Annotated in this window: 17 protein-coding genes and 3 pseudogenes; 8 read left to right on the top strand and 12 right to left on the bottom strand. The window is 42.8% G+C overall.

The features are described 5' to 3' along the window. Positions 1–118 precede the first annotated feature (118 nt). Both BM135_RS04870 and BM135_RS04865 read right to left on the bottom strand, forming a co-directional pair. The gene (locus BM135_RS04870; RefSeq protein ID WP_092518402.1) at positions 119–1,219 is read right to left on the bottom strand and encodes a glycerol dehydrogenase; all 1,101 of its coding nucleotides are present in this window, start codon (positions 1,217–1,219) and stop codon (positions 119–121) included. Positions 1,220–1,426: 207 nt separating this feature from the next. Continuing rightward, entirely contained in the window at positions 1,427–2,092 is a 666-nt protein-coding gene (locus BM135_RS04865) for a 7-cyano-7-deazaguanine/7-aminomethyl-7-deazaguanine transporter (protein ID WP_092518401.1), read from the bottom strand. 169 nt (positions 2,093–2,261) lie between these two features. Between BM135_RS04865 and tusA the strand changes: the two genes are divergently transcribed. Beyond that, positions 2,262–2,513, top strand: coding sequence for a sulfurtransferase TusA (tusA, locus tag BM135_RS04860; RefSeq protein ID WP_092518441.1), 252 nt, complete (start codon positions 2,262–2,264; stop codon positions 2,511–2,513). A 177-nt stretch (positions 2,514–2,690) separates the two neighbouring features. Here tusA and BM135_RS04855 read toward each other — a convergent pair whose 3' ends face one another. The 3 genes from BM135_RS04855 to rsmD all read right to left on the bottom strand — a co-directional run bounded on the left by BM135_RS04855 (position 2,691) and on the right by rsmD (position 6,383). Then, positions 2,691–5,021, bottom strand: a complete 2,331-nt coding sequence (locus tag BM135_RS04855) for a zinc/cadmium/mercury/lead-transporting ATPase (protein WP_092518400.1) — start codon at positions 5,019–5,021, stop codon at positions 2,691–2,693. Between the two features lie 447 nt (positions 5,022–5,468). After that, positions 5,469–5,750 (bottom strand): DUF1145 family protein, encoded by a 282-nt coding sequence (locus BM135_RS04850; protein WP_092518399.1) that lies wholly within the window; start codon positions 5,748–5,750, stop codon positions 5,469–5,471. 42 nt (positions 5,751–5,792) lie between these two features. Then, positions 5,793–6,383 carry a 16S rRNA (guanine(966)-N(2))-methyltransferase gene (rsmD, locus tag BM135_RS04845; protein ID WP_092518398.1) on the bottom strand — a complete coding sequence of 197 codons (591 nt, stop codon included), beginning with the start codon at positions 6,381–6,383 and terminating at the stop codon, positions 5,793–5,795. Positions 6,384–6,693: 310 nt separating this feature from the next. On the opposite strand from rsmD, the gene ftsY reads away from it, so the two are divergent. The 7 genes and pseudogenes from ftsY to BM135_RS17290 all read left to right on the top strand — a co-directional run. Next, positions 6,694–7,881, top strand: a complete 1,188-nt coding sequence (gene ftsY, locus BM135_RS04840) for a signal recognition particle-docking protein FtsY (RefSeq protein WP_092518397.1) — start codon at positions 6,694–6,696, stop codon at positions 7,879–7,881. A 6-nt stretch (positions 7,882–7,887) separates the two neighbouring features. After that, positions 7,888–8,568, top strand: a complete 681-nt coding sequence (gene ftsE / locus BM135_RS04835; protein WP_092518396.1) for a cell division ATP-binding protein FtsE — start codon at positions 7,888–7,890, stop codon at positions 8,566–8,568. Beyond that, complete coding sequence (ftsX, locus tag BM135_RS04830; RefSeq protein ID WP_092518395.1) at positions 8,561–9,541, top strand: permease-like cell division protein FtsX; 981 nt, start codon at positions 8,561–8,563, stop codon at positions 9,539–9,541. Before ftsE ends, ftsX begins: the two co-directional genes overlap by 8 nt. A 212-nt stretch (positions 9,542–9,753) precedes the next feature. Beyond that, positions 9,754–10,611 (top strand): RNA polymerase sigma factor RpoH, encoded by an 858-nt coding sequence (gene rpoH / locus BM135_RS04825; protein ID WP_092518394.1) that lies wholly within the window; start codon positions 9,754–9,756, stop codon positions 10,609–10,611. A gap of 306 nt (positions 10,612–10,917) precedes the next feature. Then, on the top strand, positions 10,918–12,126 hold the full coding sequence (cml, locus tag BM135_RS04820) for a CmlA/FloR family chloramphenicol efflux MFS transporter (RefSeq protein WP_092518387.1): 1,209 nt from the start codon (positions 10,918–10,920) through the stop codon (positions 12,124–12,126). A 35-nt stretch (positions 12,127–12,161) separates the two neighbouring features. Beyond that, positions 12,162–13,295 (top strand): glycerate kinase, encoded by a 1,134-nt coding sequence (locus BM135_RS04815; protein ID WP_092518385.1) that lies wholly within the window; start codon positions 12,162–12,164, stop codon positions 13,293–13,295. A gap of 36 nt (positions 13,296–13,331) precedes the next feature. Continuing rightward, positions 13,332–13,486, top strand: a pseudogene (locus BM135_RS17290) (branched-chain amino acid ABC transporter ATP-binding protein); the annotation flags it as partial. Positions 13,487–13,696: 210 nt separating this feature from the next. Here the strand turns inward: BM135_RS17290 and BM135_RS04805 are convergent. From BM135_RS04805 to BM135_RS04775, 7 genes and pseudogenes are all read right to left on the bottom strand, one after another. Continuing rightward, positions 13,697–13,999, bottom strand: a complete 303-nt coding sequence (locus tag BM135_RS04805; protein ID WP_092518383.1) for a helix-turn-helix domain-containing protein — start codon at positions 13,997–13,999, stop codon at positions 13,697–13,699. Positions 14,000–14,065: 66 nt separating this feature from the next. Further along, a complete protein-coding gene (locus BM135_RS04800; protein WP_092518381.1) occupies positions 14,066–14,359 on the bottom strand; it encodes a hypothetical protein in 294 nt (97 codons plus the stop codon). Between the two features lie 1,238 nt (positions 14,360–15,597). Beyond that, a pseudogene (locus tag BM135_RS16875) lies at positions 15,598–15,855 on the bottom strand (transposase); the annotation flags it as partial. A gap of 49 nt (positions 15,856–15,904) precedes the next feature. Then, a pseudogene (locus BM135_RS04790) lies at positions 15,905–16,210 on the bottom strand (IS982 family transposase); the annotation flags it as partial. Between the two features lie 132 nt (positions 16,211–16,342). After that, positions 16,343–19,462: a type I restriction endonuclease subunit R gene (locus BM135_RS04785; protein WP_092518377.1), complete on the bottom strand. Its 3,120-nt coding sequence runs from the start codon at positions 19,460–19,462 to the stop codon at positions 16,343–16,345. Positions 19,463–19,591: 129 nt separating this feature from the next. After that, a complete protein-coding gene (locus BM135_RS04780) occupies positions 19,592–20,752 on the bottom strand; it encodes a restriction endonuclease subunit S (RefSeq protein WP_092518375.1) in 1,161 nt (386 codons plus the stop codon). Next, entirely contained in the window at positions 20,745–23,342 is a 2,598-nt protein-coding gene (locus BM135_RS04775; protein ID WP_092518374.1) for a type I restriction-modification system subunit M, read from the bottom strand. Before BM135_RS04775 ends, BM135_RS04780 begins: the two co-directional genes overlap by 8 nt. Between the last annotated feature and the right edge of the window lie 5 nt (positions 23,343–23,347).

The following is a 23,347-nucleotide window of genomic DNA, read 5'->3' as shown; positions in this document are numbered from 1 at the left end:
AAATAAAAAAGTGGAAGATAAATTGAGAGAAATCTTTAGGGCGGGAATTTCCCGCCCTGCAACCGCTGAACCATTTTCACAATCATTTATTTTCACAATTACTTATTTTCGCAATCACTTAATACAGCCAATCTTTTCCCATCCGGTCTGCGGCCAGTATTGCGGCGTAAACCTGCTCTGGTGTCACAGCAAATGGCATATTGTGAATGGTTTCACCTTCGGCACAGCTTGCGATGGCGACTTGCATGATTTTCTGATTCAGTTTTTCATTATCACGTAGGCCCAATTGCTCCAGCGTGACTGGCAGACCTACTTGTACACAGAAATCGAGTACCGTTTCCAACTCCTCACTTGTGCTATTTTCCAATATCAATTGTGTCAGAGTACCAAACGCGACTTTTTCGCCGTGATAGAGATGATGGCATTCTTCCAGCACGGTGAAGCCATTGTGGATGGCGTGAGCCGCTGCCAGACCTGCACTTTCAAAACCAATACCGCTGAGATAGGTATTTGCCTCAACAATATTTTCAACCGCTGGTGTACTGACGCCTGCTTCGACCGCCACTTTTGCTTTGTAACCTTCCGCCAGTAACGTGTCATAACACAGTTTTGCCAACGCCAGACCTGTGGTGGAGGTTGCCCCGCCAGCCATGGTCGGCTTGTGGGCAGCGCTGTTGGCTCGCGCTTCAAAGTAGGTAGCGAGTGCGTCTCCCATGCCTGCGACAAGTAGACGAACCGGTGCCTTGGCGACGATATTGGTATCCATCAGCACGATATTGGGATTTTGTGGATATACCAGATAGCTGTCGAATTCACCGAGTTCAGTGTAGAGAACAGAAAGGGCACTGGTCGGTGCATCTGTTGAAGCAAGAGTAGGAGAAATAATCACAGGTATTTTGGATTCGTATGCAACAGCTTTGGCAGTATCAAGCGTTTTTCCTCCCCCGATCCCGATGACAGCCTGACATTGATGTTTCAACAGAATGGCAGACAAGCGATGGATTTCATTGCGGCTGCACTCACCATTGAAAAGCTCGAAATGGCTGGTGACTTCGTGTTCTTCTAGGCTTTTGCTGACGGTATCCCCAATAAGATTCATGACGAAATTATCAGCAATCACGAAGACGTGGTCAGCAAGCATTTTGGTGTATTGACCAATGTGAGATAACGCACCTGGCCCTTGGATATATTTGGATGGAGACTGGATCACTTTCAGCATAAGAAATATTCCTTCTTCACTGGAAATTAGGCATGGAGTGTCACAATACTGGCATGGAGCAGGCTACGAACAGTTTCATACCAAAGTCTGTCTTTACCTGCCCATCAACACTATACGGCAAAATATATAGATAAGTTATGGGTAAAAGCAGGAAATGGATGATTTGCGAGGAAAATGGAAGACTCCCCCGATTAGGGAGAGTCATCATCAGGCTTTGGCTGGGGTTTTATCTGCCGTTTGGGTGAAAAAAAATTTCAGAATTAAATTCAACAGAATGCCATAAACAGGTAGGAAGAAAAGCATGCAGATAAACAACTTGAAAGCATAATCCACCAAAGCAATTTCTACCCAATGGGTTGCCATGAATACATCAGTGCTGCGGTAAAATGCAATAAAGAAAAAGGCCAGTGTATCGAGCATATTACCGAAAAACATGGCAGCAGCCGGAGCTATCCACCAGCGACTTTTCTGGCGCAGGCGGTTGAAGACACCAATATCCAATATCTGGCCGAGTATATAAGCCATAAAGCTGGCTGTCGCAATGCGGGCGACAAACAAATTAAAGGTTCCCAATGTTTCAAATCCCTGCCATGTTCCCTGGAAAAATAGAGCGGAGATCAGATAAGAGATCAGCAATGCCGGTAGCATGACGGAAATAATTATCCGGCGTGCCAGAGGTGCTCCATAAATACGCACAGTCAGGTCAGTCGCTAAAAAGATAAAGGGAAATGTAAATGCTCCCCAAGTGGTATGAAAACCAAAAATGGAGATGGGTAATTGCACCAGATAGTTACTGGAAGTAATGATCAAAATGTGGAAAAGCGAAAGCCAGATCAATGCCGTGGCTCGCTGTTGCGCGGTCAGTCGGAACATATTGTACCTTTTTGGTGGATGGGGTGAGGGAACCCAAAAAATCAATGCACCTGAAGATCAGGTGGCCGGGATCATACGCGGGTTGTGCAATAAAAGTAAAGTACGGCAGTTGATGATATTTTGTAATATAATCCATTGCCATAGATTGTTTGAACTTACAGAGATTGTTATGTCCGATGTTTTCGCCAGCCCTGACAAAACTCTTGATACGTTGGGATTACGTTGCCCGGAACCAGTAATGATGGTGCGCAAGACAGTCCGCCATATGGTTGCTGGTCAGACGTTGTTGATCATTGCGGATGATCCGGCAACAACCCGTGATATTCCGGGATTTTGTCGTTTTATGGATCATGCATTGATCGCTCAGGAGACAGAGCAAACTCCTTATCGGTATCTGCTCAGAAAAAAGGAGCTATGCTAGGCTTATTGGTAGATGCCTTATTTCTTTTTTCCTTAATAGCAATTTTGTGTCGTTATCATTTTGAAAAGGTGCATGCTAATGCTCTGCACCTTTTCTTGCAGCTTGTTAATTTCCTTTGTTATTTTTCCATTTGCCTGTCCGTGGCGATGTAGATTGAAACGCCATTTATTATTTCTGTTATTGTTTCTGTGATTTGACTCGCAACAGCCGAATCGCGTTCGCGGTTACTAACGCAGTGGCTCCTGAATCAGCCAGAACCGCCATCCATAGCCCCGTGATACCCAATAAACTCGTGATAAGAAATACTGCCTTTAAGCCCAATGCAATAGTGATATTTTGACGGATGTTATAATGAGTTGTTCGAGACAGAGCGATAATTTCAGGTAAACCAGTCAGTCGGTTATGTGTTAGGGCTGCATCTGCCGTTTCCAATGCAACATCGGTGCCGCTGCCCATGGCAACCCCGATGCTGGCGGCTTTCATGGCTGGAGCATCGTTGATGCCATCACCGACCATCATGGTGCAGTGTTTTTTATTCAATTCAGTGACGGCTTTCACTTTATCTTCAGGTAACAATCCGGCGCGATAATCAATGCCTAGCTGACCAGCAATGGCTGCTGCGGCTCGGGGATTGTCACCAGTCAGCATCACTGCTTCGATGCCTTGTTTTTTCAAGAGACGGATAGCGTCTATGGCATCCTGACGCAAGGTATCTTGCATCGCTATTAATCCCACAAATTGCTTATCCCGAGTGACAGCAACCGCTGTTTTTCCACCATTTTCCAGCTCAGTGACTCTCTTTTTCCATTGTTCGGACAAGGTATTTTCCGGCAATCTTCCAGGGGCTGCGACGAGAATTTTCTGTCCTGACAATTGCCCTTCAACGCCGATCCCAGCCAGTGCTTTGCGATGCTCAGCTTCAACAACTGTCACGCCTCTGTTTTCTGCCGCATTCAGGATAGCTTTTGCTAATGGGTGATGGGAGCCACTTTCTACAGCACCTGCCAGTGCCAGTAAGGTTTCTGCACTGATATTTTCTGCGGGTTCAATTTCAGTAACCTGTGGTTTTCCTTCTGTCAGTGTACCGGTTTTATCCAGAGCAATTGTGTTCACGGCACCAAGCTGCTCCAATGCCGCTCCACCTTTGATAAGAGAACCACGACGTGTTGCTGCGGCCAGTGCGGAAGTAATTGCGGCAGGTGTCGAGATGACCAGCGCACACGGACAGCCAATTAAAAGCAGAGTCAGGCCACGGTAGATCCAAGTTTCCCATGAGCCAGCAAAGAACAGTGGCGGGATCAAGACTACCAGCGCTGAGAACAAGATAATCAACGGAGTATAGACGCGACTGAATCGGTCGATAAAACGCTCAATTGGTGCACGACGTTCCTCAGCTTCTTCAATCAATTGGAGGATGCGGTCAATAGCGTTGTGTCCGGGTTCAGAACTTACTTTCATCTGCACAGCACGATCGACAGAAAGACAGCCAGCGGCGACTTTTTCTCCCTGCTGCCGCTCAATCGGAATAGACTCACCGGTCAGGGCACTTTCATCGAAACTGGCAAATGGGCTAAGCAGTTCAGCATCGGTAGGCAAACGGGCACCCGGAGCTATTTCAATGATATCGCCCGGGCGCAAATCAGCCGCTGATATAGTTTTCTTTTTTCCATCCTTAATCAATAAGGCTTGATCAGGAACCAATGCCATCAAGGCACTAACGCCACGGCGGGCGCGTCCGGCGGCGTAGGATTCCAGTATTTCCCCTAATTTGAATAGAAGAATAACCATCGCGGCTTCTGCGGTGGCATCAATAAACAAGGCGCCAATAGCAGCAACACTCATCAAAGTTTCAATAGCGAAGGGAGTGCCAGAACGAATCAGTTTGATAGCTTTAGTCGCGACCGGATATAACCCGATTAGCGTAGTAATGATGAATGCGATCTGCCCTGCGGGAACATTGACCTTTGTTATTCCCCAACTGACAAACATCAAAGCAGTCAGAATAAGAATTGGGGAGAATGTTTTCCAGTGATTGACCGCCGGAGGCAGTTTAGATGCTGAATCCGTCTCCTTGATTTCAAAGCCAGCCTGTTTTACTGCTTGCTCGACGGAGGCGCGAATATCAATATCAGCGTCAACCACCAGTTTCTCTGTTGTAAACAGGACCTTGACTTGCTTAGCTTCTGGCAGTTTTTTCACAGCATTTTCGATCTTTCCTGCACAGCTTGGGCAATCCATGCCTTGGATGATCCAATTAAAACGCTGTCTTGCGGTTAATTCGGGGGGAGCGTTATCCTGTACAGTATGTGCATGATTGTGTGAGCAATGTGCGCTGCTATGTTCATGAGAGCGATGCGGATGGTTGTGATTGTGATCATGACATTGATGTGAATGCTCACTTACATTATTGATGTGATCCTGATGTTCTTCCTTTTGGGAAGATAAAGAGCTTTGGGAAGATGAAAAACTGTGCTGTGATTGCTTATGTTTTTGGGAAGTGGATAACATAGGCACCTCTTAGATAGAGTTAATGCAAATTAGTTGAGATTAACTCTACACTCTGGAGTTCACTCCAGAGTCAAATCAAATAAGAGAAATTATTTTGATGATTTGTGCTATTTAAGGTGGTTTCTCATCATTAACTTCCTTTCTCTTTATGTGATCTGCTCTTTAAGCCTTTGCCCGATAAAAGTAGGCAATCACAGGAACAGTGAACGAATAATTAAAAAATGTCCGAGAAAACTACAGGCAAGGCCAGCAATGATGGAGTAACCTGAAATGGGATTGGTACGGAAAGTATCTTGATTTATCGATATTAATTCTTATTAACGAATAAATAACGTTTTATTATCAAAAATAAAGAACGTCAATGAGTAATTAGCATAATTACTCATTGACGATATTTGGTTTGTCTCCAATAGGAAGAAAACAGAATGGAACATTTGGTGCGGGAAGTTACTTTTTCTCCCCTTCTTTCTCTTTTTGTTGTTTTTTCTGCCAAGCCAACAGCTCAAAAACGCCGAAAAAGAAGATCTTGGCTTGGAGAAAAGCAGACAGTTTTTGATCTTTAGGCTGGGAGTTTTTCAGCAGAAGCAATTGAAAAGCATGCATGATTAACGTAAAGACCATTGCAATATCCATAAAATATTTCAATGGATTAGGGAATGGATGAAGCAAATTGAAGATCATGATACCCCAAACTAAGAGCATAATTACTCTTCCTAATTGAATAAACATCATTAACTCCGAAATTATGTTTAAACTGTTCAGACACCATATTTACTGATGGCGAATATATAATCGGTAAGCAACTTGTCCAGCAATTTTTTCCCGATGCAGTTTCCAGTTTGGAGGAACTTCTGTTGCCGCAGATTCTGCTTCTGCTTCAACATAAATCCAGCTTTCTTCTGCTAGCCAGCCATTGGTTTCCAATAAATTGATTGTTTCAGCCAGCATTCCTTTACGGAATGGAGGATCGAGGAAGACCACATTATACGGTGTCTCTGTGCCGTTAAGGGATTCGTTGAGGTATTGTAGTGCACTACCTTGTACCACATCGGCATTTTCAGCTTTCAGTGAGGCTAGGTTAACCGATAGTTGTTTCGCCACATTGCGATCATATTCAATTAAGGTTGCGTGACTTGCATAACGTGACAAAGCCTCAAATCCAAGAGCGCCGCTGCCGGAAAAACAATCCAGGCAACGAGCATCTTGAATTATTGGCATCAGCCAGTTAAACAGAGTCTCGCGGACGCGATCTGTTGTTGGGCGCAGGCCGTCACTATCAGGAACCGGCAATTTTCTTCCACGCCATTTTCCGCCAATAATACGAATTTGCCCCAAAGACGTGCGTTGTGGTTTTTTGGTCATAATTTACATAACTTAAGCATTTGTCATCCGATGCTATTAAATAATATCTGGCAGAGACAAAAAGTGAGTGAAAATGAAGAAATCCATTGATTAATTTACCATGAAATCCGCTATAGATATGTGTTGTGGTGTGGTGAAAATGTTAGACTGGATTTTATCACCGTTAGAACCTGTCCCAGTAGATAAAACAGCACATATCTAATAGATTTCTGGTTGTCATGAAGCCAACAGCGCCGTGGCTTAAAAGATAAAAGTATCATGGGATAGGCTGTTATAACGCCATAATTAACCGCGAGGAGTGTAGTGGCTGATGGCAAAAGAGAAAAAAAAAGGTTTCTTCTCTTGGTTCGGACTTGGTCGTCAAGATAAGAAGCAGCAAGAGGAACAAGCTGAACAAGAAAGAATAGCTGCGGAAGAAGTAGCCCGTCGCGCAGCCGAAGAAGCTGAGCGGCAGCGTCTGGCTGAAGAAGCAGCCCGTCGCGCAGCCGAAGAAGCTGAGCAGCAGCGTTTGGCGGAAGAAGCAGCCCGTCAGGCAGAAGAACAAACTGCATTACCGAAGGAACAAGAACGGCCGACCAAAGAAGGTTTTTTTGCTCGTCTGAAACGTAGCTTAGTTAAAACCCGTCAAAATCTTGGCTCCGGTTTCTTAGGTCTATTCCGTGGTAAGAAAATTGATGATGATCTATTTGAAGAGCTGGAAGAGCAGTTACTGATTGCGGATGTGGGTGTCGAAACTACCCGTAAGATCATTACTAACCTGACAGCCCACGCCAGCCGTAAGGAGCTGAAAGATGCGGAAGCGCTTTATTCTAAATTGAAAGAAGAGATGTCAGACATTTTGGCGAAAGTTGATAAGCCACTGGAAATTGAAGGCAAATCACCTTATGTCATTTTGATGGTGGGCGTGAACGGTGTTGGCAAAACGACCACTATTGGTAAATTGGCGCGCCAATATCAGTCTCAGGGCAAATCAGTCATGCTGGCGGCCGGGGATACCTTCCGTGCGGCAGCAGTAGAGCAATTACAGGTTTGGGGCGAGCGCAACAAAATTCCTGTGGTTGCTCAACATACGGGTGCAGACCCAGCCTCAGTGATTTTTGATGCCATTCAGTCAGCCAAGGCCAAAGGTGTTGATATCCTGATTGCGGATACCGCAGGGCGCTTGCAGAACAAATCCCATCTGATGGAAGAATTGAAAAAAATCGTTCGAGTGATGAAAAAACTGGACGAAGAAGCACCTCATGAAATTATGCTGACTCTGGATGCAAGTACAGGTCAGAATGCAGTAAGTCAGGCTAAACTATTCCATGAAGCGGTGGGATTGACGGGTATTTCACTGACAAAACTGGATGGTACTGCGAAAGGGGGAGTTATCTTCGCTATTGCCGATCAATTTGAGATCCCAATCCGCTACATTGGCGTGGGTGAAGGAATTGAAGATCTCCGTCCATTTAAGGCAGACGATTTTATTGAGGCTCTTTTTGCCCGAGAGGATTAACTATTAATGATTCGCTTTGAACAGGTCAGTAAAGCCTACCTTGGGGGTCGGCAGGCGCTACAAGGGGTGGATTTTCATCTACTTCCAGGAGAAATGGTATTTTTAACCGGTCATTCAGGAGCCGGTAAAAGTACACTTTTGAAACTTATCTGTGGTATCGAACGCCCTAGTGCAGGCCATATTTGGTTTTCTGGTCATGACATCAGTCGGTTAAAATCTCGGGAAATCCCTTTTCTGCGTCGTCAGATTGGCATGATTTTTCAGGATCATCACCTGCTTTTGGATCGCACGGTATACGAAAACGTTGCTATGCCACTGATTATCTCTGGTGCAAGCACTGAAGACATTCGGCGACGAGTATCTGCGGCGTTGGATAAGGTCGGCTTACTGGACAAAGCGAAAAATTTCCCCATTCAGCTTTCTGGAGGAGAACAACAGCGTGTTGGGATCGCCCGCGCAGTGGTGAACAAGCCAACCGTACTGTTGGCGGATGAACCGACGGGAAATTTGGATGGGGAATTATCAGAGGGAATCATGCGTCTGTTTGAAGAATTTAACCGAGTTGGTGTGACGGTTCTGACGGCTACTCATGATATCGCTCTTATTGAACGAAGAAATATTGAGCGAAGAAATTATCGTACCTTGATCCTGAATCAGGGACGCATGCAAGGAGGACAGCATGGCTAAGCATGTCCGTCATTCAGCGAAAAAAACACAGTCTCAGACACCCAAGTCCAAATCGTTGAAAGGAGGGTGGCGTGTACAGTGGCGTTATGCATGGAAAAGCACTCTGTCTGATATGTTTGGTCAACCTTTGGCAACATTGCTGACCATTATGGTGATAGCCATTTCCCTGACCTTGCCGAGTGTGTTTTATATTGTTTGGAAAAACGTCAACCAAGCAGTGATACAGTGGTATCCCGTTCCACAACTCACAGTCTATTTGGATAAGTCACTGAATGACAATAGCGCCAAACAGGTGATTGAGCAGTTGAAAGGCATGGATGGCGTGAAATCAGTGAATTATCTTTCCCGCGAAGAAGCCATAGACGAATTCCGTGCATGGTCGGGGTTTGCCAGTGCACTGGAGCTACTGGAGGAAAATCCTCTTCCGGCGGTCGCCATCGTTTCTCCCAAATTGAATTTCCAAAGTACTCAGACACTAACGACATTACGAGATCAGGTTGCGCAGATTAAAGGTATTGAAGAAGTCAGGATGGATGATAGCTGGTTTTCCCGCTTGACTGCCTTGACTGCCCTTGTTGGCAGAATTGCTGCTGTGATAAGTATTTTGATGGTGGTTGCATTGCTCTTGGTCATTGGTAACAGTGTCCGGCTGAGTATCTTTAGTCGACGTGAGACGATTAACGTCATGAAACTGATTGGAGCAACAGATGGTTTTATTCTGCGCCCTTTCCTTAATGGCGGAGCCTTATTGGGGATTTTGGGGGCAATATTCTCGCTGATCCTTTCCTCTCTGTTGGTGTGGAAACTTTCCGATGTGGTTACGGAAGTTGCGAGTGTCTTTGGAACAAGCTTTAAGTTGTATAGTTTGGGGTGGGATGAAACATTCTTATTAGTGCTTATTTCGGGTATGATTGGTTGGATTGCTGCATGGTTTGCGACAATTCAGCATTTGCGTCGCTTTAGGCTGGAATAAAGGTGTTTGCAGCGTCTGATAGTGAACTTTTAGGCTTAATCGTTGCCTAACTCACAGTTATGACTTTGTGCTAATATTCACACAATTGAGACGATTTGAATATGATCTCTACGGTGGTAAAATAGACATATCTTTGGCTTGAATAAATCTCACTGGTTAATTCAGACAAATTTGAAAGCCATCAATTTGGATCTAATTTTGAGAGAATTTGAATGACAAAAGAAATGCAAACTTTGGCGTTAGTTCCACAAGGTAGTTTGGAAGGATATATCCGTGCCTCCAATGCTTATCCTATGCTTTCCGCAGAGGAAGAAAGGGAACTGGCAGAAAGGCTGCATTACCAGGGAGATCTGGATGCAGCGAAAAAGCTGATTCTTTCTCACCTGCGCTTCGTTGTTCATGTTGCCCGCAGTTATGCCGGTTATGGTCTGCCGCAAGCGGATTTAATTCAGGAAGGCAATATTGGCCTGATGAAAGCGGTTCGTCGATTTAATCCAGAGGTGGGCGTGCGTCTGGTTTCTTTTGCGGTTCATTGGATTAAGGCAGAAATCCATGAATATGTATTGCGTAATTGGCGTATTGTGAAAGTTGCAACAACAAAAGCTCAGCGCAAGCTGTTCTTTAACTTGCGCAAGGCTAAACAACGTCTGGGATGGTTCAATCAGGATGAAGTTGATCTGGTTGCCAAAGAATTAGGTGTGACCAGCAAAGATGTCCGGGAGATGGAATCTCGCATGTCAGCGCAGGATATGGCATTCGATATGTCCTCTAATGATGACAATCATGATAGTCATCCTGTGGCTCCGGTGCTGTATTTGCAAGACAAAGCTTCTGATTTTGCCGATGGCATTGAAGAAGATAATTGGGAAAGCCACGCTGCGGATAAACTTTCTGTGGCGATGGAAGGACTGGATGAACGTAGCCAAGACATCATTCGTTCCCGTTGGTTGGATGATGACAACAAAACCACTTTGCAAGAATTGGCAGATAAATATGGTGTATCTGCCGAGCGTGTTCGACAGCTAGAAAAAAATGCAATGAAGAAGTTGCGACTGGCTATTGAGACGTAAACGCTTAGACTTATTAATGGCATGTCAATTTAGTTGCACGCTATTTAGTTACATATAATTAGTTGAGTAAAACTTGCTAGATTAAAAAGCGATAATTTTTTTATCGCTTTTTTTTAGGTTCTTCGCACCATAGTGTGAAGGCTGTTACGATATGGATTCATTCATGAGAGAACTCACATATGAGTACCACCGAGAAAGCAATTAAATAAGCCGTAGCAACCATAGTTTTTCGGTTGTTGCGGCGTTCTCAGAAACCACATAGCTTATGAGATCGCCGCCAAATCCTTAACTTGAGGAGATGGGTTCGTGCACTCAAAAGATTTTTCCTGGCGATATTCTCTTACCGCCACAATATTACTGTTATCACCTTTTGATTTACTGGCATCACTGGGCATGGATATGTATCTACCCGTAGTGCCTTTTATAGCCGATGTACTTGGTGCAGGAGCCGGGATGATCCAGCTAACGTTGACGGCATACCTAGTTCTGTTAGGAGCCGGTCAGCTTCTATTCGGTCCACTGTCAGATCAGTTTGGTCGTCGCCCTGTTTTACTTAGTGGTGGGATTGCTTACATTGTGGCTTCATTCGGCCTTACTGTAGCTTCATCGCCAGAAGTTTTTCTGAGTTTTCGGGTTATTCAAGCCTGCGGTGCTTCAGCATGCCGCGTAACCACTTTCGCGACTATACGCGATATCTATTCGGGTCGTAAGGAAAGCAACATCATCTATGGCTTACTTAGCTCTATGCTTGCTATGGTTCCAGCAGTAGGCCCACTGCTAGGGGTGTTGGTTGATACTTGGTTGGGGTGGCGAGCAATCTTTGGTTTACTAGGGATCGCAATGACAGTAGCTGTTATTGCAGCCTGGCAACTTTGGCCAGAGACCCGACGGCAAAGAACGGCAGACTTTCAGTGGTCGCAGCTACTTTTTCCTGTAAGACGCCTGAATTTCTGGCTATATACGCTCTGCTACAGCGCAGGAATGGGTAGTTTCTTCGTCTTTTTTTCGACAGCTCCTTGGCTAATGATGGGACGACAAGGGTTATCACAGCTTAACTTCAGCTTGCTATTTGCAACAGTGGCCATCGCAATGATAGTTGCTTCGCGAATCATGGGAGGTCTGATTACCCGGTGGGGAAGCCTGAACATGTTACGGGCGGGAATGTGCTGCCTGATCGCAGGAGCACTGTTGCTGGCTATTGGAGAGACACTCATGCCTAAGTCAGTATTTGGCTTCATCGCCCCAATGTGGCTTATCGGTGTTGGTATCGCTACTGCGGTTTCTGTGGCACCTAATGGTGCGCTTCGAGGTTTCGATCATATAGCAGGGACTGCTACAGCAGTCTACTTCTGCTTGGGAGGGCTATTGTTAAGGAGCGTCGGAACACTCGCTATTACACTTTTATCCAGCACAACTTCCTGGCCGATTATCGCTTATTGCTTAATTCTGGCAACAGTAGTGCTTTGTCTGTCCTGCTTTAATCCCAACAGACTTCATATTAGCAGTGAGCAGTGAAGAGCATGATGTCCTTTTGTCATGAGGAATTGATTATGAAAATTGTGATTGCCCCTGATTCATTTAAGGAAAGCCTGAGTGCCTTACAAGTGGCACAGGCGATAGAGCGGGGTTTTAAGGAAGTTTATCCACAAGCAGACTATATCAAGTTGCCTATGGCAGATGGTGGTGAAGGGACAGTCGAATCACTGGTCGCCGCCACAGGAGGAAAACGTATCGTATGTACTGTTACCGATCCTTTGGGACAGCCTGTTGAGGCATTTTTTGGCTTGCTTGGAGATGGAAAAACCGCAGTAATTGAAATGGCAGCGGCCTCTGGGTTGCATTTGGTGCCGATAGAACAGCGTAACCCTCTGGTAACAACGAGTTATGGGACGGGAGAATTGATTCTGGCTGCATTGGAACACGGTGCGAGCAACCTGATCTTAGGCATTGGAGGCAGTGCAACCAACGATGGTGGCGCAGGTATGATGCAGGCACTGGGGGCGAATTTATCGGATGGTGGCGGTCGTATTCTGCCATTTGGTGGTGCAGCATTAACTCGGCTGGAAAGCATCGACTTAACGAATCTGGACTCACGTCTCAGGAAAATTGAACTCACCGTAGCTTGTGATGTGAATAACTCATTATGTGGTGAACAGGGTGCATCAGCGGTGTTTGGCCCACAAAAAGGAGCGACACCGGAGATGGTTAAATCGCTGGATTCTGCATTGCATCACTATGGAATGAAAATAGAATCCCTAACGGGGAAAAGTGTGATTGATGCTGCTGGTGCAGGCGCGGCGGGAGGAATGGGCGTTTCCTTATTGGGATGCTTGGGAGCGAGATTGCAGTCAGGCGTTGAGATTGTTATCGATACCTTGAAGCTAGAAGAAGCCATTCAGGGCGCGGATCTGGTCATTACGGGAGAAGGCCGCATAGATAGCCAGACCATATACGGTAAAACTCCCATTGGTGTTGCTCGTGTTGCGAAAAAATTTGGTATTCCCACCATTGCGTTAGTTGGGGGAATGAGCCGGGACTATTACATTGTGCATCAACATGGGTTGGATGCAGTTTTTTCCATCATACCGGAGGCTTGCTCCCTGTCAGATGCCCTTGCCAATGGCGCTGATAACTTGCAGGTAACAGCACGTAATATTGCAGCGGTTTGGGATATTGCTCGTTGAATACTATGCTATTTTTGAAATCTTTTGATTTTTCAGTCTATTTTCCCAGTTGAACAAAATGCGAATCAGGTGCTGAAACTAGCTGATCGTAGTTATGTACTCGAAAATGGCCATATTGCTTTGGATGATAGAGACAGGCAAGGCAATTGCTAGCCAATGAAGCGGCCAGAAATGCCTATTTGGGAGAATAGTAGCAGAAGCAAGCTGGTTGAAACGATTGGAAAACTACTCGGCGGAAGAGTTGATGACCATTAAGCGATTTATTGTCAATATCGTTGATATGATGGGACACACCCGATAATGCACAGCTTTACAGTGATATTTGACAAGAGTCAGAAGCCTGGATTGGATAATTGAAATCAGTGACACAATAGGCTTCTGACGAATTTATCTTGTCCCATTTAACAACCATTTTTCCCTATAGTTGTTTCAGCAATGGGAGTAAATTGATCCGTAAGTTTATTAACAGTGCTGTCCTCTTTTTTGCCTTCTATACAATCTTGGAAAAACCAAGCAATCGGAGTATCTAATATTCTAACAATAACAACAAGATGGGTTATATTGATTCGGTTTGTTCCCCTTTCATAACGTGAAAGTTGCTGTTGACTGATGCCAATCTGCTTCGCTAATGCTGTCGCAGTGATACCCTGTTCTTTTCTCTTGATTTGAATGCGTTGTCCGACTAATAGATTTGCATCTTCCATATCTTATCCTTTTTTAATTAGTAAGTTATGGCGTCACCAAGGAGACTTGCTGGAGCTTGAAATTAGTTAGATTTTCGCTCCGCCAGTTGCTCGTAAAATAGAGCCTGCCTTGAAGGATTTATTACCGTTCACGGTATGCCTATTGTTACTACCTGACTCGCCGTTTTGTTTTCTGATATGCGTCTTTTTTTGTAATAACATGCTTTTTTTGTTAACGTTTTGTAAAAAACAATCCCGCATCGAAGCAAGGAATGTTCTTCCATGATATGAATTACATTTTTCTGTCTTGTCGCTACCTCTACACATTTTTCCGACTGTGTTGCCGATGCAGCTTGAACAGAATTCTTGTTCTTCTTGCATGAGAGATAACTATTCTCCTAGTTTTTGCCTCATAGGGTTTTGTGTGATTTTATATAAATTATTTTGTTGATTTATAATGATTTTCAATCAACTTAATAAGATAAATACGCAAAAAATAATAAATAGTTATCTAGTATCATATTAATTGACATATTCTATTCTTATTGGTGATTTTTTTAGATTATAAACTGGACAAAATATACCAAACTGTCCACATAATCCTACATAATATAACCTAAGTCAAATTTCATTACATAATGAAAACCATTTCATTTAAGTAATTATAATATATGAATTTTTTTTGTTATTCTCATATTTTATTGCGTTACAGTAGTATTAATGATGAAAAAATATCACTTGATAGCATCCAAGTATCCTAAGATTAATCAGAATTAATACCCAAATATAATACATATCCAAAACTTAATTCTATTTAATAATTATCATATAGATTATAAATCCAAATTAGACAGTTTGGTATAAAATGTTTTGTTTTTTAATCAAATTTTATTGATTTGGATTATATAAAGACATCTAAACATTTTAATTGATAATTGTGGTTTATTTACTAAGTTTCCATTAAAAATATTACTTATTATTAGCTTTTCTACTAAATAGACTTTTAATTTATCCAAAATTAGAGTTCATTCGTACTTTCAAGATTATTTAAAATAAAGGATATATCTCGTTTGATAAAGGGATTTTTTTCATATTTTTTCAATAAAAACAATAATATTTGTTCTTTTCGGTTCGGCTTAAGTACTTTTTGCAAAAAGATATATTTTTTATTTTGCGATTTATCTATGAATAATCATCGAATTGAGGGAGTTTTTTGCTGTATAAGCCGATAATGAGATGATTTATCTCTGAGAGATTTCAAATCGCAAAGTACAAAGTACATAAATGTATTTTTGCAGTACGTTATTTGATTTGTCCTTTTTGTGGATGCAAAACGAGGTCTGATTAGGCTAAAAATTTTAATAAATTAATATTGGGAGACGATAGTGCAACCATAACTGACTCCCAAAGCCAATTCCCTTACTGGAGCTCCATCCAACTTCCAATCTTCGAATGAAACGTCAATCGCGCCACTTGAATAGATGCTATAGCCTATGGAGTCGAACTGCGGGGATATCGTCCTTGTTTCCTTTCTCAAAAACTTCGATAGCTATACCAAACCCGTTATGTGGATGATAGTTCCGGTATTAAGATGGTTACTAGCGGAGATGAAGTTTCCATTAATCTGAAACATAATCAACCTTATCCGTCAGAATACGCCAGGTAATTCGGGTCAGCTTGTTAGCTAAAGCAACCACCGCTTTCATGGCGCCACATCGGGTAATCAACGCTCTTAGCCACTCGCCTAAAGGGTCATCCCGTTTTTGTACGCCCTGCATCATCGCGCGGGCACCATGAATAATTAACGTTCGGAGATGACGGTTGCCATGTTTGCTCAGAGAAGAAAGATGGCTTTTCCCGCCCGAACTGTGTTGCTTTCAAATGGGTGGAATCAATAAAAGCAATCCCCGTGGGTTTTCCTTTTCATTGAGTCAGATAACTGCATAGTGGTACCAAAACGGAGGGCGCGACACTAACGAAACAGGTATGACTGAGCAAGGAGGGAAAATCATGGTGGTGATATACCCAGAGACACTCCAAATAGAAGGCTTTAAAGTTACGGTAATGTGACATGTGAAAAAGGATCAAAATGGTCATAATTTCACTGGGATACATGTGACCTTGTCGGCGACGCAGACGGTATCCGTTATCGAGACAAAATTGCTCCCACTTCGGGATAAAAAAACGGCAAAAATCGTCGACATCACAGAAAATTTCAACTAACTTGTCCATGGCCTGTTCCTCCCCGAAGCTGTTTCGGCGTGTACCAAAACATAGCTCCTGGAACAGGCTTCACGTCAATTTCTTATCCAGAATTCAGGTTAATTATGCAAAATACATTTAACTCTATCGAATGTAGCGTATCTAATCTGTGGCACCCTGCAAAATAAACTCCCGCAGTAGCTTGTTCAGTTCAATATTGATTTTAGGTGGCGTTAGCTTTGTGCCTAATTTATCTTCTAGATAGGCCTTAGCTTTGGCTTTATCCACTGTTGCCTTAAGTGCATCAAAACGACCATAATCGTTTAAGTTAGCGGCGGTGAGGTTTCCTTTCGTCAGTGTTTTAAGCTGCTTACCATCGAGTCCCAAAGCGTCGATCATTTCCTGCAAGGTTTTATCTTCTTCCTCTGCTTGAGCACGGGTAATGTAATCCTGTAAGGATTTGCCTGCTTCGATGATTAAATTACCTGCCCGTATATCAATCAGTAGCTTGTTTGCCTGTTTTTGTTCCGCTTGGCTTAAGGTAGCAAAGGATTTATGCAGTTCATCAAGCGTTTGCTGCATCTCCTCTGGCGTGACATTCGGTTGATCGCATTGCTTAAGAAATTTGGTGAACTGAGCGTTCATATAGTTATGATCAATTCGCCCTGTGTTTTGCTTGGTTAAATAGCCCAAAATGGCATAAGGCACAGCAGGCACATCGCCACCATTACCCGAAGAGGATGACAACTCTTTATAACGTTGTAACATCGCTTGATACTGATTCTCATCAAAATCAATATCCACGGTATTACCCGTTTCTTCAAATGAATAGCTGTTTTCTTGCCAATTAAATCCTTGAACTTTCACCGCCTCCAAGATTTTGCTGAATTCATTAAACAGACTGGCAAATTTAGCACGAGTCTCTTCATCTTTTGGTAACTGACTAAAATCGCTGATCTTCGCGTTTTTGAAAATGATTTCTATCTCGGCAAATTTTTCATTGAGAGAATGCAAATTATCTTCCAATTTCTCCACAAATACACCATAAGGACGATCTCCAGAATAGAGCTTGAGCGCTTTATTGATGTTGAGTTCCATTGTGTGCGGTTTGCGATAATAACGAATGTTGCCAAAAGGTTTATCAATACCAAACAATCGGTTAGTGCGAGAAAACGCTTGAATGATATTTGCGTACTCAAGTTCTTTATCCAAATACAGGGTATTCACCCATTTGGAGTCATAACCGGTGAGCATCTGATCAACAACAATCAGTAAATGTAATTGCTGATCCGGTTGTTGTTCGACATATTGATAAGGTTTTTTGTGCGCAAGACGTGCCGCAATATCCTTTTTAAATTGCGCATGAGTGGGCAAGGTATAGGTTGTATTGTAGGTTTTGTTATAGTCTTCAATAATCTCAATTAACCCAGCCTCTTTAGTCACGGCGTTACCTTTGTTATCAAGATTAGGATCAAACAATGCTGTTATCTTCAGTTGAGGAGCTTGCTGTTTGAATAATCGATAATACTGTAAGGCATCAGGAATACTGTGTGTGGCAAAAATGCCATGAAACTGATTATTACGGCTAAAACGTACCCAGTTAGCCAGAATATCATTAATGACTTGCTGTTTATGCTCTATACGATCATATTGCGTTGTAGGCAGTAATTCTTCAATGCCTCGCACTTTTTTACCATTGATTTCTTGGGTCGCCATTGGCACTCGAGCACTGTCCATGTACTTTTCATAAATTTTAGTTTTTGCAGGATCGGCAAACACTTCAGCAACACTCGTTGCTTTGGCTTTTTCAAGCGCAACCGCCTCGCGTAAGTCATCATCACGATACGTCATCACTTTGCAAGGGTCGAACCCCAGCACGTTACCATCTCGAATACCATCCGCAATGCTATAACGATGTAACTCATCACCAAAAATCGTACTGGTTGTGCTGTCCTTCTTCTGGTTTTCTTCCTGTATTGGCGTTCCCGTAAAGCCAAAGAACACCGCATTAGGGAAAGTGGCTTTGATGATAGAAAGCATATCGCCAAAGGTTGAACGATGAGCTTCGTCGACAATGAATACAATGCGCTTTTGATTAATACAGTCGATATCCGCAGTTTTTAATTGTCCTTCATCGTGGATGTTGCTCATCTTTTGAATTGAAGTCACAATCAAGCCATCGCTTGGCTTTATGCTTTTCAGTTTGGCGATCAGAATATGGGTATTTTCTGTTCCTTGCACATCATCACTGGCATCGGCAAAGCTGCGGTATTCTTCTAAGGATTGTGTTCCTAACTCGATGCGGTCCATCAAAAACACCACTTTATCGGCATCGCCAGAGTTAGCAATCAGTTGCGCAGACTTAAAGCTGGTCATGGTTTTACCCGAGCCAGTGGTATGCCAAATGTAGCCACCTTTATTTTTAATAGACCAGTCCAAGCTGGCGACTTTACTTGAAATAGCATTAGCAGCGTAATACTGATAGCTGCGCATCACTTTAAGAATGCCATCGGCATTGTCGGCAACGGTATAAAAACCAATTAACTGGTGAGCCATTGGGATGGATAGCAACCCCTCGATCACTTTCTGCCAGTTGTTGATGGGTTCATTAGAAAAATCGGCCCACTGGAAGTAGTAATCATGATTAAAGATCCCGTCCTTTCCAGGGTTAGCAAAATACAAGGTGTTATCTGGATTCATTGCAACAAACACCTGCACTAACGCCATGATGCTGCCGCTAAAATGCCCTTCATGGGTGTATTTTTCTATCTGGTTACACGCCTCAATCACTGGGACGGCTGAACGTTTGAGTTCAAGGTGGATAACGGGCATGCCATTGATCAGCAACAAAAGATCACCGCGCCTGTCGTGCTGGACGGCACTTTTACGCTCAAATCGAGGTTGCTGAACAATTTGATACCGGCTTTTCCCCGCGGCTATTTCTTGGCGGTCGTAAATATTGAGACTGATCTCTTTGCCATAGTGCAGAGTGTCTGCGGCATTGTCACGTTTAATAGAGACCGTTTTACCGTTAATAAAACCGTTTAGCTTGAGTGGTGTTTTAAGCGCAATGATTTGCTCTATAATTTGCTGCATCTCACTCTGGCTGAGTGGCACATTGTTTAGGCGATCAATGCTGTTGTTATTTTGATATAGAATATCCGCCCAATTTTGCAGTAAATCGGCTTTTGTAAGGTTAGTTAAGACCTTATCTTCCCAGCCTTTCTTACACAGCTCGGTGACAACATCTTGTTCAAATTGGGCTTCACTGGTGTAGGTCACAGCTTATCCTTAGCGTACAGTTTTAAACACGGTCACCTCGCGCTTACTAGAGGTAACAAAAAAATTGACATCAGAGTGCGCCCCTAAACTAACGTGGTGAGCGCATCCTATTGGGTATTGATTTAGTGCTTAAACAAACATTTTTTCTAAGCACGCTTGCTTAATATTTTTCAGCTTATTAATGTGTTGCTGCTGGAGAGCAATTAAGCGATCGAGGTTATAGAAGTAATTACCGATTTTAGTTTGTTCATTTTGATCTATTGGAAATTCAAATTCCATCGCTTTAAAAGCACCTGTTGTAATCTGGTTAATTGTTGCTCCCAAATTTTTCTCGACAGCTTTTTGAAAAAGCGGTGTATCAAGCAATGCATTAATAAATTTAGACTGATTGGTTCGTATCCCAGTCATAAAAGCACCAATAACTGTATTAGGCATCGACGTTAATACGGCTGCATGCTTACCAATTAATGTCCTAGAGCCATTTCGAACAACAACGATAATATCTCCAGCTTCAACATTTATTGAATTAACTACATTGTGATGAACAAAGACATTATCATTAAAAGTTAATTGCCCATTCTGAATATTTGAAGACCGTAAAACTAATGTTCCGTTACTTTTTACTATACTTTTAGGTGAGTAAGTCAGCCCTGAATAAAAATCGACAACTCTATCAAATTGTTTTGTTTCCCAATCCCCACTAAACCCAGCAAAACGCATCTCTGGCACTTTTGCTCCTGCTTTTGGGAACATCTTACTCAGCATTGCCTTTTTTAATTGCTGCAACTTGGTGTGTTTGTATTGATAGAGTTTTAGTTGCTGATCGATGTTTTGAAAATAGTCTCCGATTTTAGTTTGTTCTCTTAATGAACAGGAAATGACAGGAATACCATTAATTGCAACTTTTGATAAACTAGGTACGCCAGTTGACTCATCTTTATCTTTCCAATTCACTTTCTGAAAAAGACTATATGTAAATTGTAAATCATTGTTTAGTTTAGGAACTGCGTAGAACAATGTGTCGACGGTCCAAAATGGCGCTCTAAGAACGAATGGGCGATCAATTGTCCCTTTTCTACCAATACCTATAGCATCTTCATTATAAGACAGAGCCTTATCAACGCTAAGCATATACCCGCCTGTACCATATACTGGGATGCTACCTTGGTTTAAGTGCTTATAATCACGACCACTTCGGACATCAACAACATCAGCAAGACTAGTGGACTTCCAATCACCGTCACAACCAGAAAAACGCAGCGCAGGTTGCAACGTTTTTTCATTACTCATTGGCGCCACCTTGCAACTTTTCACCAGAAAGGAACTGTTGCAGCTCTTTTAAGCCCTGCATATCAAATTCATTGCCTTGCAGTTCGCCCATCATTGCCGCCAAGCTTCGCTCCACTTGTTGCGTTTCTTGAGCAATATCGGCATACGTTTGTGCATACTTTTCTGCCAAAGTTTCCAGCTTACTGGTCAGTTGTTGCAAGACTTGATTTGGCAGTTTATCTAGGGAATTAACAATTGGTTTTACCCATTTAAGCAGCAATAGATGATCAATCTCATCTTGGGTTAAGTTTTCGATTTTTTTACGTGTTGCTTCTAGCAAAGTTTCATTGGCGGCTTTGAGGTTTACTTTCAGTGACTTATCTTCTGTTTGTAATTTGTCTACGGCAAGTAACTTGCTTTCAAAGCTGTTATCATCAAATGTTTCGCCTTTCTTTTTGTCGGCTTTGATTTGTTTCACTTCTTTGTTCAACGCTGCGGTAACAAATGCAGTTTTGTCGTCATTAACACATTCCGCTTCTTTATCGTCTTCGCTAAGCGAATCGAAGATCTCTTGAACCTCGGATTCGATGCTTTGCAAACGCTCTGCCATTACTTGGATTTTTGCTAGGTTTTTTGCAAAGTAGGTTTTTTCAACCAACGCAAAGGGGAAGATGCGACCAAACCAACCGTCTTGAACCTGAACGTCTTTGCCTTTTTGCTTTTTGGTCACCATATTCGGTTCAACTACTTTACAGGTATCCATACCTTCGGTTTGGATCATTTCCAAATCCGCACTGAGTTGCTGCCATTGATCATCAAGCAATTGGTAAGCATCGTATTTATCAATCAGTGCGATCCCTTCTAAACGGCGGAAAATCTCTTCACTGATGATATCTTGTTGGCGCGAAGGTTTGACTTTTAACAACTCTTTAATCAAGCTTTGTGTCAAGTAAGTTTCGAAATTTCCAAAGACGTCTTGATAAATTGCCATAAATTGCTGCACATCACAGCTTGCTTCAATCGCTGCTTTCACATCAGCAACTTTTAATGCTGAGTAATTACTGGATGTTAGTTTAAACAGGCTTGCCTTGAGGTTAGGCATAGCTTGCCAATAGTGTTTTAGCGCATCCAGTTCGTTATTAGGAATACCACCAAACATAGAGGCGTAAATATCCCAACTTTCCGCTGCATCTGAAGAATCCACATAACGCGGAATATTGAGGTTATAACCATTATCGCGAATGGTGTCACGGCTAACTAAGGCGGCAAATTTTTCCTGTGGTTTACGAGTGACCACGGCATCCACAATACGTTTCATGTCACAAGCGCGGAGTTTGTTGTTCTTACCTTCTTTCACGTACCCTTTTGAGGCGTCGATGATCAATACATCGTCATTGTTACGTGTTTGCTTAAGCACCAAAATAATGGTTGGAATGCCCGTACCGAAGAAGATATTTGCTGGTAAGCCGATAATGGCATCAATATGATTCTTTTCAATGAGGTTCTCACGGATCTTTCCTTCACCACCACCACCACGGAATAATACCCCGTGTGGTAAAACGATGGTCATAATGCCATCGGGTTTCAAGTGGTACAGATCGTGTAGCAAGAATGCATAATCTGCCTTCGTTTTTGGCGCTAAACCAAAAGGCGAATAGCGAGGGTCTTTGTCTTTAAACTCTGGATCCCACTTTTGTGAATAAGGAGGGTTAGAGACAACCGCATCCACACGCATCGGTTCATGGGTTTTATCTTCATTCAAAGGCCAATCATCTTCGAGTGTATCGGCGTTACGGGTGATGATGTTATTTGGCAAAATACCACGCATAAACAAGTTCATACGAGTTAAGTTGTAGGTGTTTTGCTTGAGCTCTTGCGCGTAATAACGAATGTTATTTTCACCATCAAGACGTTTTTCTACCGATTGACCGATGTTGATCAACAGAGAGCCGGAACCACTGGTTGGATCGTAAATTTTGATATGTCTATGGTCTTTTAGGTGTTCAGCCATGATTTCTGACATCAATACCGAGACTTCATGGGGAGTGTAGAATTCTCCAGCTTTTTTCCCCGCATTCGCAGCAAACGAACTGATTAAGTATTCGTAGATAAAACCAAGCACATCATAGTCATGCTTGCTTTTCATCGGAATATCATCAATCAGGTGAATCAGATTCATCGCCGCTTTGGTTTGTGCTGCTGCGCTTTCACCCAACTTGCTTAGTCCTGTTTCCAGGGTAGTAAAAATACCGTCAAACAAGTCTTTATGAGCTGGATTAATCAAGCGGCTGAACGCCGATAACGCATCACGCACATAAGCAATGTCGAAATCTTTACCATCACTGATCCAAGTTGAGAACAGGTTGTCATAAGCGATGAAGTAACCTAATTCGTCTTGAATGTATTTGAGGGTGTCGGTATCGCTCTCATTCAATTCTTTGATCGATTGCTCATCAAATTCGTTTTGGATTAAGAACTGAATTTGCTTATCAGACAAAAACTTATAAAAAATGAAGCCTAAGATATAATCTTTGTAGTCGTTTGCTTCGATTTTAGAACGCATTTGGTTAGCCGATTCCCAAATCTTGGCGGCCAGTTGTTGTTTATTCATGTTCT

Origin of the sequence: Xenorhabdus japonica, assembly GCF_900115195.1 — a bacterium.
Classification (GTDB): Bacteria; Pseudomonadota; Gammaproteobacteria; order Enterobacterales; family Enterobacteriaceae; genus Xenorhabdus; species Xenorhabdus japonica.
The sequence above is the reverse complement of the archived record's forward strand: the minus strand, read 5'-3'. Positions and strand labels throughout refer to the sequence as shown.